5 protein-coding genes are annotated in these 10,389 nt (G+C 43.6%); all 5 read left to right on the top strand.

Translation table 11 applies throughout. The annotated features are described in order from the left end of the window. Positions 1 to 24 precede the first annotated feature (24 nt). The 5 genes from V2H45_RS06620 to V2H45_RS06600 all read left to right on the top strand — a co-directional run bounded on the left by V2H45_RS06620 (position 25) and on the right by V2H45_RS06600 (position 10,289). Positions 25 to 987 carry a glycosyltransferase family 8 protein gene (locus V2H45_RS06620; RefSeq protein WP_330482833.1) on the top strand — a complete coding sequence of 321 codons (963 nt, stop codon included), beginning with the start codon at positions 25 to 27 and terminating at the stop codon, positions 985 to 987. Between the two features lie 50 nt (positions 988 to 1,037). Beyond that, on the top strand, positions 1,038 to 2,054 hold the full coding sequence (locus V2H45_RS06615; RefSeq protein ID WP_330482832.1) for a cupin-like domain-containing protein: 1,017 nt from the start codon (positions 1,038 to 1,040) through the stop codon (positions 2,052 to 2,054). Between the two features lie 88 nt (positions 2,055 to 2,142). Then, positions 2,143 to 2,943, top strand: a complete 801-nt coding sequence (locus V2H45_RS06610) for a class I SAM-dependent methyltransferase (RefSeq protein WP_330482831.1) — start codon at positions 2,143 to 2,145, stop codon at positions 2,941 to 2,943. 234 nt (positions 2,944 to 3,177) lie between these two features. Then, positions 3,178 to 6,465 (top strand): non-ribosomal peptide synthetase, encoded by a 3,288-nt coding sequence (locus V2H45_RS06605; protein ID WP_330482830.1) that lies wholly within the window; start codon positions 3,178 to 3,180, stop codon positions 6,463 to 6,465. Beyond that, positions 6,462 to 10,289, top strand: a complete 3,828-nt coding sequence (locus tag V2H45_RS06600; protein ID WP_330482829.1) for a condensation domain-containing protein — start codon at positions 6,462 to 6,464, stop codon at positions 10,287 to 10,289. Before V2H45_RS06605 ends, V2H45_RS06600 begins: the two co-directional genes overlap by 4 nt. Positions 10,290 to 10,389: the final 100 nt, after the last annotated feature.

Genomic DNA, 10,389 nt, shown 5'->3' with positions numbered 1-10,389 from the left:
TTGAATTGTAGTACTTGAAAAATCATGAAGGACAGTAATCTTATCAATCGAGAGTTTGAAAGCAGTAGTTCGGAGTCAAAAAGCGAACCGATTATCGTTGTCTGTGCTTCGGATAACAACTATGTGATGCCACTTGCAGTGACGATTCATTCTGCAATTGAGAATCTTGAAGAAAGTCGCAAAATTCTTTTGTTTGTGATTGATGGAGATATTAAAGAACTGAATAAACGTCGTTTCTTAAAATCAATCCATCAAGAGCGTTGCGAAGTTAGATGGATACCAAAGCCTGATGACATAATTAACGAATCAGTTATTCCATCAAGTATAACCTCTGGTGTGCCAGAGCTAGCACATATCACAATTGCTACCTGGTATCGAATTCTCATTGCCGAACTTCTTCCCAAACAGATCGAAAAAGCTATCTATTTAGATTGTGATTTAGTCATAACCAAAGATCTGGGAAAGCTTTGGAGTATTGATATAGAAGACAACTATTTACTTGCGGTGGCTCGCTTAGAGTGCTACGAACATCGTACAGTTCCTTACTTTTTAAAGAATTGGAAAGAGCTCGGCTTTTCAGAAGATGACAAGTATTTTAATGCTGGAGTTCTTGTTTTTAATCTTAAAAAATGGCGATCAGACAAAATGTCTGGTAAGGTTTTAGACTACGTAAAGACAAAGCGAGAATACATTCGCTGGAGCGATCAAGATGTTCTGAATGCAGTTGTAGCAGGTCGTTGGGGCGAACTCGATCCAAAGTGGAATTGCATGAACGCTCCGTATATGAAACAGGAAGAAGTAGATAATGCCTTCATACTACATTTTGCAACACCTCCTAAACCATGGATTGCTTATGAAGATTTTCCAGCAAAGGAGGCATTCTATAAGTATCTCAAGTTAACCAGTTGGTCTGGCTATCGACAATCAGTCCCACAGCGAATATGGAGAAAATTGAAGCGAAAGATCGGAGAGTTTGTAGCCATTTGATAAAATTTCTTGAATCTAGTTGGAATAATTAAAAAGCAGAATTTAAAACTATGTCATCCTTAAATTCGTTTTCTCTTGAGGAAAGTATCGCCGAGGCTGGGTCGAATATCCCCAATCCTATTATTCAGGGGGATGCTTTAGATTTTCGCAAAAAATTCAACGATTCTCCTTTTATGTTCTCTCATAATCTGGCGGAACATCCTTTATTTGAGTTGCCTCGCTTAGCGCAGCTTGCCAGTACACTGATTGGAAAAGAGGAGAGTCTCGTCATGTGTAAAGCGGGAGATTTTCCAATTAATCAGAAATGGTCAGATAGACCGCATAAGTTGGAGCAAGTTGCAGAAGTCATCGAAAATATTGAAACATCAAACTCATGGTTGTTACTTCAAAGTACTCAACTCGATCCAGAATATAAAGCTTTAATGGAACAGGTTATCGCTGAAGCTGAGACTCTTACAGAAATCCCTTTGCGAAAAGAGATTACATGGCTTGAGGCATTTATCTTTATTGCATCGCCTCATACAACTACCCCGTATCACATGGATAGCGAGCAGAACTTTATATTTCAAATCCATGGGGAGAAAGAAGATAATCTCTTTGACCGTCGTGATCGCTCGGTATTGACCGAAAGCGAAATCGAGCGATTTTATATTGGCGATCGTGAATGTTTAAGCTATCAAGCAGAGAATCAAAGTAAGGCAAATGTTTATCATTTAACCCCAGGAATGGGTATCTATCATCCCGTTAACGATCCCCATTGGGTTAAAAATGGCAGTACCTATACTGTTTCTATGACGGTTATCTTCTACATGCGTTCCTATGATTTACGAGCTAGAGTTTATCAGGTCAACCATTTTCTCCGAAGGCTAGGATTAAATCCGACTCCTCCAGGCAAATCAGCATGGATCGATGGGATCAAAATTCATGGGATTGGTTTGTTCTCAAAACGTAATCCAAGCACAAAAGATGAGGCAATTCGTTCTGGGATCAATCGAGTTTTTTCAATTAAGAATTGGATTTTAGCTCCCTTAAAAGCTTATAAAAAGATGATTCGGCGATCAAAATAGCGTTCCCATTAATTTGTTTCTGAAAAGCTATTCTGTTTTGGGATAGAGACCAAGTTTTACCTTTATTTCGTATTTAAGATAGAGAACCGTGACAAATTCTAATATCGATGAGAAAGTCGCTCAACATTTTGATTCAATTGCAGGTATTTATGCAAACAATTATTCAAACGAGACCACCTATGCATACTTTTTTAACCAGCGTTTAAAAATAGTTTCTAGTTTTTTAGATAGCTGCGATCGCGCAACTGTTTTAGATGTCGGATGCGGACCAGGAATGATGGCAAAACACGCTCTTGAAAGAGGCTTTGATTTCTATGGCATTGATATTTCAGGAAAAATGATCGATACCTGCATTGAAAAATACGGACAAACAAACTCTACGCATTTCTCTGTAGGAAAAATTCAAGACCTTCAATTTCCTGACGCTTTTTTTGATATTGTTCTTTGCATGGGGATCTTAGAATATCTCGATCCTACCGAACTTGAAAGTGCGATCACCAAGATTTCAAAAGTCCTCAAGCCCGATGGTCAAGTGATTATTTCACTCATGCATAAAAACAGTTTTTATTTGTGGAGCCGCAGAACAATAGCTGCTCTCAAGGCAAAAATCAAAGGTCGCAAATACGATCTAGATAGCTATGATGGGTTGGCTAGAACATTCGATCCGCAAAATTTTATGAGTTTATTAAATTCATATCACCTAAACCGCGATATTGAAACTGTTTTCTTTAGTTTAAATGTGCTTCCAACTTTTCTAGAAGAAAAATTAACGCACAAATCAAAAATCGCGATCGCAAAAAGATTAGACAGCATTATCAAGGGTCGATTTAAATGGCCATATATTGCGTTTGTTGTTAAGGCAAAAAAACAAAGCCAAAGTTCTACCTAATACTAAGGTATCATCAAAAAAAGGCGACTGACGATTCTGTGATTGGTGCTATATGGTACTTTATTCATCACTATAATGAATCATTACTTGTTTAGCACTACCCTTTTCTAGATTACCCCCCTGCGTTTTATCGGCTAAAATCCAGACCAGATAAGTTGCAACCCACAATTCACCTCTAATCCAACTCTCTAAACTGTCATAATATATTTCTTGTTCTTAGGGTTTCTCAACATCATGCAAACACCGTTTGAGCCGCAGTCCATAACTACCGCTGTTGATTTCGATCCCTTTGCCGCAGGGGAAATTTTGCTGACTGCCCCAGCGACAGAATCGCAAAAAGAAATTTGGGCATCGGTACAAATGGGCAATGATGCAAACTGTGCCTACAATGAGTCGCAGACGATGCGGCTTGAAGGAGATTTAAATCTAGTCGCATTTCAGACTGCGCTCAAACAACTCGTACAGCGCCACGAGTCCCTGCGCACTACCTTTAGTACAAATGGCTCTAATCTTTGTATTGCTTCTTCGCTCGATCTAGAAATTCCCTTTTTTGATTTATCAAGGCTATCTGCTCAAGAACGAGAGCAAGGGATCGTACAGCAAAGACGGAAAGCAGTAACTGAACCATTCAATCTAGAGCATGGACCGCTATTTCGCGTCGAAATCCTCAAACTTTCTGAGCAAGAACATTTGGCGATGATCACGGCGCATCATATTATTTGCGATGGCTGGTCTTGGGCGTTACTGATGACCGATTTGGGCAACTTATATTCAGCCTTAAAAAATGGAGAGGCTCCAGATTTAGAAGATCCAGAATTGTTTAGCGAATATGCAATTTCACTCGAAGAGACAGAAAAAAGTGAAGAAGCGATCGCCACAGAAGCCTTTTGGTTAGAACAATATGCTGACTCAGTTCCTTTGGTCGATTTTCCCACTGATCGCCCTCGTCCGCCTTTACGGACATTTAGCTCGGCTCGCGAAGATTGGGATTTGTCGCCAAACTTGGTCGCAAACTTAAAACAACTTGGCACGAAGTATGGTTGTAGCTTCATGACAACGCTTTTGTCAGGTTTTGAAGTCTGGTTATATCGCTTGACAGGTCAAGACGATTTGGTCGTCGGTGTTTCGGCTGCGGGTCAGGCAGCTAGTGGGTTTTACAATTTGGTCGGTCATTGCGTCCATTTACTACCATTACGTAGTCAAGTCGATGGAACGCATTCTTTCAGTGAATATCTTCAGGGTCGGCGTACCGCCGTCTTAGATGCCTATGACCATCAGCAATTTACCTTCGGAAGTTTAGTCCAAAAGTTATCTATTCCTCGCGATGCCAGTCGAATTCCACTGGCTCCAATATTACTCAATATCGATCAAGGACTAGACTCAAGCAAGCTCCCCTTCGACGGGTTGAAGGTCGAGCTATTTTCTAACCCACGTGCTTATGAGAACTTTGAATTATTTGTGAATGCCACTGAGCTAGCGGGCAAGGTCACTTTAGAAACCCAGTACAACACCAATCTGTTTGATTCCGAAACAATCCGTTGTCGCATGGCAGAACTAGAGACAATTTTAGAGGGAATCATTGCTAATCCCGAACAGTCGATCGCGACACTCCCACTTTTACCAAGTTCGGAACGAGCGGTACTAGCGCAATGGAATCAGACAGAAGCTCCATTTCCTCAAGATTTATGCATCCATCAATTGATTGAAGCACAAGTCGAACGTACTCCCGATGCGATCGCAATTGTCTATGAAAATCGGCAGCTTACCTATGGAGAACTAGATTGGAAAGCAAATCAACTCGCCCATTATTTAAGCAGTCTGGGTGTTAAGAAAGAAACGCTAGTGGGGATTTTTTGCGAGCGATCTTTAGATGCGATCGTCGGAATCCTTGGAATCCTCAAAGCTGGTGGAGCATATGTGCCACTTGACCCTGATTACCCTCAGGAACGTCTAGAATATATGCTAGAAGATTCCCAAATATCCGTTCTTCTGACACAGGAGAGCCTAAAATCAAATTTATCAACTTGTAGTGTACGCATTGTTTGTCTCGATCACGATTGGGAAAGCATTCAGGCAGCAAGTAGCGAACTAAGTGCGTCGCAACCTCCAAGCACTGATGTTACGCCAAATAATCTTTCATACATTATCTATACTTCTGGTTCGACTGGAAAACCAAAAGGCGTGCAAATCGAACATCGAAGTGTTGTCAATCTACTCAATGCCATTCGCAATCAGCAATGTCTGACCGCAGAAGACACACTTCTTTCTGTAACTACGCTTTCTTTCGATATAGTCGTTTCAGAGATCTTCCTTCCCCTTTCCGTTGGAGCCCGATTGATTGTGGTAAGTCGTACCGCCACCAGTGATGGCTTGCAACTCATCAAAGAACTAGAAACTTCTGGAATTACGTTTATGCAGCCAACTCCAGCGACTTGGAGATTATTGTTGACGGCGGGTTGGCAAGGCAGTCCTAGGTTAAAGATGGTCAGTACAGGGGAAGCCCTATCTAGAGATCTTGCTAATCAACTGCTCCCTAAAGGTACGGAGCTCTGGAATCTCTATGGTCCCACGGAGACAACAATCTGGACTACTGGTTGTAAGGTCACTGAAGGTACTACACCGATCTATATTGGCAAGCCACTCTCTAATACTCAAGCCTATATCCTCGATCAGCACTTACAACTCGTTCCCATTGGCGTTGCGGGTGAATTGCACATCGGTGGAATTGGTGTCGCAAGAGGCTATCTAAATCGACCCGAGTTGACCGCAGAAAAGTTTATTCCCAATCCATTTGTTACCCAGTCAGATGCTCGCCTATACAAAACTGGAGATTTAGCTCGTTTCATGCCAGATGGTCAGATCGAATGCATGGGAAGAATTGACTTTCAAGTAAAAGTGCGCGGTTTCCGAATTGAGCTTGGAGAAATTGAAACAACGATGCTATTGCATCCAGCAGTTAAGGAGGCCGCAGCGATCGCTCGTCAAGACATCTCAGGTGAAAAAGTGCTGGTCGGTTATTTTATTCCCGATCACGATTCAGAGACGGATATAAATCAACTTATTCCAGAACTGCGCCGTTTTTTGAAAGAAAGCCTGCCAGACTTTATGGTACCAAACATTTTTATGGCTCTAGAATCTATGCCGCTCACTCCCAACGGCAAAGTAGACCGAAAAGCCCTGCCCCAAACTGATGCCTTTCGTCCAGAACTTGCGGCTAATTATGTCGCTCCTCGCAATGAGATCGAACAGCAAATTGCAGTTATCTGGGCACAAGTCATGAATCTTGAACGAGTCGGCATTCGCGATAATTTCTTTGACCTCGGAGGCTATTCTCTGATTGGCATTCAAGTGATTGCGCGCATCAGACAAGCTTTACAGGTACAAATAATGCTGGCAAGCCTATTTGAACTTCCCACAGTAGAAGACTTAGCCAGTCGAGTGGAAACATTACGTTGGGCTGCGCGTGGAAATCAAGCCCCACAGAGTACTTTGACGGATGATTATGAAGAAGGAGAGCTATGAGAACACTAGATCTACTTTTGGTGGAATTGCGCCAACGTGAGGTTGCACTTTGGGTTGAGGATGATCGTCTGCGCTACCGCGCCGAGAAAGATGCTCTCACGCCCGAACTGCTTACCGAGGTAAAAAATCGCAAAGTAGAAATTCTCAAGTTTCTCAAGCAGGCTACCGAAAGCATCAGTTCGCAGCTTCCTCCTATCGTTAAACTCGATCGCAATGAGCATTTACCATTATCATTTGCGCAACAACGGCTTTGGCTTTTGCATCAGTTTGAGCCAGAAAGCTCTTCTAACAATATGCCCGTTGTGGTGAAGCTGACGGGTGTGCTGAATGTGGCATTGCTGAAGCAAAGCCTTGAGGCGCTAGTGCGTCGGCATGAAGTTCTGCGTACGCATTTCCCCTCTGTAGACGGACAGCCAACTCAGGTAATTGTAGACGACATGGCTATCGATCTTCCAATTGTCGATCTGAGGCAACTGCCTGAGAGAGAGCGCGATGCGGAAGCCCTCCGACTGGCGACCCAAGAAGCTCGAAGTTCCTTCAACTTATCGACAGGACCCATTTTACGTTTGTTGTTAGTGCAATTGAGCGATCGCGAACATCTGATGGTTTGGAATATGCACTGCATAATTTGCGATGGCGCATCTTCGGATGTCTTTTATCGCGATCTGACCGCGATCTATGGTGCTTTTTTAAACGGACAGCCTTTGCCTTTTCCCGCGCTCTCAGTGCAATACGTCGATTTTGCCCATTGGCAACGCCAGTGGCTGCAAGGCGAAGTTTTGGCAACCCAACTCAACTACTGGAAGCAGAAATTGGAAGGCGATTTGCCCGTGATCAAGTTGCCCACTGATCGTCCCCGTCCACCGATCATCCAGACCTATCGCGGCGATCGCTGTGCGCGCATGCTACCTAAATTTTTAAATGCAGCCGTCCTCAGTCTCAGTCAAAAATTAGGTGCAACTCAGTTTATGACACTGATTGCCACATTTGAAATTCTCTTACATCGCTATTCGCAGCAAAAGGATATTCTGATTAGCTTTGCTAGTGCGGGTCGCGGTCAGGTAGAAACAGAAGGATTGATTGGCTTCTTCTCAAATACATTGATTCAGCGCATCAACTTTGAAGGAGATCCCACGTTTCGCGAACTGCTCGATCGAGTGCGTGCAGCCTCACTCGAAGCCTATACCCATCAAGATTTGCCTTTCGAGAAATTAGTCGAAGAACTGAGCGCGGAACAAAGCCAGAGCCGATCGCCGCTTTTTCAAGTCAAGTTTGCTCTGAATCCACCTTGGTCAAACGGACGTGGCATGGCATCGGTGCAATTACCTGATCTCACCTTTACTTCCTTATTTGGGTACATCTACCACGGCAAGACTAAGTACGATCTGATTTTAGTCATGCGCGAGCAAGATGAAGGCTTGGGCATGGTGTTTGACTATAATGCCGACTTGTTCGATTCCAGCACGATTGCGCGCATGTTAGGACATTTTGAAACCTTATTGGAAGGCATCGTGGCAAACCCTGACTGTAAGATTTCGGAACTGCCACTGCTTACACCTGAGGAACGGCAACAAATTTTGCATGAATGGAATCCTCCCACCTCAATTCAAGCTAGTACCGATCGGTCTCAAGAAGTCCAAGAGCAATTTGAAGCCGAATTTGAAGCGCAAGTGGAACTGACTCACCATGCGAGCATACTCTCGACGACACATAGTACACCTTTCTCCGCAGAGCTTTTAGGTCAAACAATTCAGCAGCATCAACTCACCACCTTATCGCTCCCAATCCGATTATTCCATCGCTTAGTTGATTGGGAATTTGGGAATCGATCGGGAAATTTAGTATCTCTTCAAAAACTGTATGTCGGTGGGGATGCAAACGGAGATTGGTTGTCGCCTGCCCACGTAGAAAGATTTCGCGAATTTTTGCCCAAGTGTCGTTTGTTTAATGTCTATCAAGTCGCTGAAAATGCTGACTTCACCTGCTGTCATGAAGTGGGGCAGACACTTCCCGAACATACAACGATTCCGATCGGACGCCCGATCGCCAATACCCAAGCTTACGTCCTCGATCGTGATCGCCAATTGGTACCGATCGGAATTGTGGGCGAACTGTACATTCGTGACGATCGCTTGACAAGCTATTTCAACCAGCTTGAATTGACGCCTCCTGCATTTATTGCAAATCCCTTCAGCCAACAAAAAGATACTCTTCTTTACAAAACTGGAGATTTAGCGCGTTATCTACCTGATGGTACGCTGGAATTTGTCGGTGCTGAGGCGTTGGTCTCGCTCCACGGCTTGCACATCGAACTTGGCAGGGTCGAAGCGATACTAAATCGGCATCCTGCCGTGCGAGAGTCTTGCGTTTTAATTCGTCCAGCTTCTGATCGCTCCTCTCAAAAATCCGCTAAGGATCCCATGGACGGCTGCGCTGCTAACGATTCCAAAGAACTAGCAGCCTTTGTCGTGCTTCAGCCCGATCGCACTATTACAAGCACTGAACTGAGAACTTTCCTAAAAACGCGGTTGTCAAGCTACATTATCCCAAGCACTTTTGCGTCGATCGCCGCACTGCCTTTAACCGCCCATGGCTACATCGATCGCTATGCCTTAGTCACTACCGATATGATCGCAAATCTCTCAGAAAAAACGACCGATCCCCGCGATCCATTAGAGCAGCAACTCGTCGGTATCTGGAAAAAACTGTTAGGCGATCGAGCGATCGGAATTCACGACAACTTTTTTGAATTGGGTGGTAATTCTCTCTTATCTGTACGCATGGTTGCAGAAATTGAGAAAACTTTTAGCTACTATTTCCCGCTTTCATCATTTTTCCAGATCGGAACGATCGCTGAGATCGCCCAATGGATTCGCGAAAAGCCCTCCGAAACGACGATCGCCGCCGATAATCTTCCAGAAGGACTATGTTTAGAAGATTATCGGGCTTTGCTATCTTTTAATGCTGGGCGAATCGGTAAACATTTAGGCAAACTTGGTTTAGTTGTAGAAATTCCTCCAGCAGAACCTTCAACTGCAGGCCCATCGACGCAACCCTTTGTGTGGATTGGCGATCTGGAATTTAGCAAACGCCTGAAATTGCCGCATAATACGATCTACTCGATCGCCGCCACCAGTTGGACTGATTTACAATCGCCCGAAACCTACACCGCCGCGATCGCGCCTCTACTTGTCGATGAATTGCTTACAGCTCAACCAACAGGTCCCTATGTAATTGGGGCATATTGTTACGAAAGCTTAGTAGCACTGGAAATGGCGCAGCTATTGCAAAAGCAGGGGAAAGAAGTCGCACTGCTTGCAATTATTGATCGTTCAGGTCCTTCTCGCTTGCACCGTTTTCTGATGGATTATGACATCTACTTTAAAGTTCCAATTTATCATCTTTTAAAACTTGCCCCCTTATCACTCAAGGAGAAATGGCAGTATATCCGTCATAGATTGCCATTTGGGGTAAAAAACATTTCAGATAATGCTCGACAATCTGAAGAAGTAGCTCGTGAGGAATATAATCCAGTCACTCCTAAAGCCTATGACTTACATATCCAAGCGACAAGAAGCTATGTACCGAAAGTGTATTCTGGTAAGGTAGCGTTAATTAAGTCTACAAAAAGTCCACTTACTGGTACGACCCGAGACCTACTGATTACTGACTGGTTTTGGCTATTTCCCTGCGATGGGTGGGAAGGGATATTCACAGGAAAGGTCGAAGTTCACAAAATTCCATGCCGACATCTAGAGTTACCCCTAAATCCTTATGCTGAGAAGCTAGGAAGAATTTTAAGTAAATGTCTCGAACAAATTTGATCTGGTGTATGAAAAATCAAAATCTTGTTTCCAAACCAAAAAATGTAACCAAAGATGGACTCACTAAATTGAGATTCAGTCCATGGGGCACCTCACAAAA

The organism is Tumidithrix elongata BACA0141 (assembly GCF_036349135.1).
Lineage (GTDB): Bacteria > Cyanobacteriota > Cyanobacteriia > Pseudanabaenales > Pseudanabaenaceae > Tumidithrix > Tumidithrix elongata.
Note: the sequence above shows the minus strand (reverse complement) of the source record. Positions and strands in the feature narration are given on the sequence as shown.

Excerpts from the sequence above, each read along its gene's own strand:
- V2H45_RS06620 (WP_330482833.1), top strand. The coding sequence starts at position 25 with ATGAAGGACAGTAATCTTATCAATCGAGAGTTTGAAAGCAGTAGTTCG.
- V2H45_RS06615 (WP_330482832.1), top strand. The coding sequence starts at position 1,038 with ATGTCATCCTTAAATTCGTTTTCTCTTGAGGAAAGTATCGCCGAGGCT.
- V2H45_RS06605 (WP_330482830.1), top strand. The coding sequence starts at position 3,178 with ATGCAAACACCGTTTGAGCCGCAGTCCATAACTACCGCTGTTGATTTC.
- V2H45_RS06600 (WP_330482829.1), top strand. The coding sequence starts at position 6,462 with ATGAGAACACTAGATCTACTTTTGGTGGAATTGCGCCAACGTGAGGTT.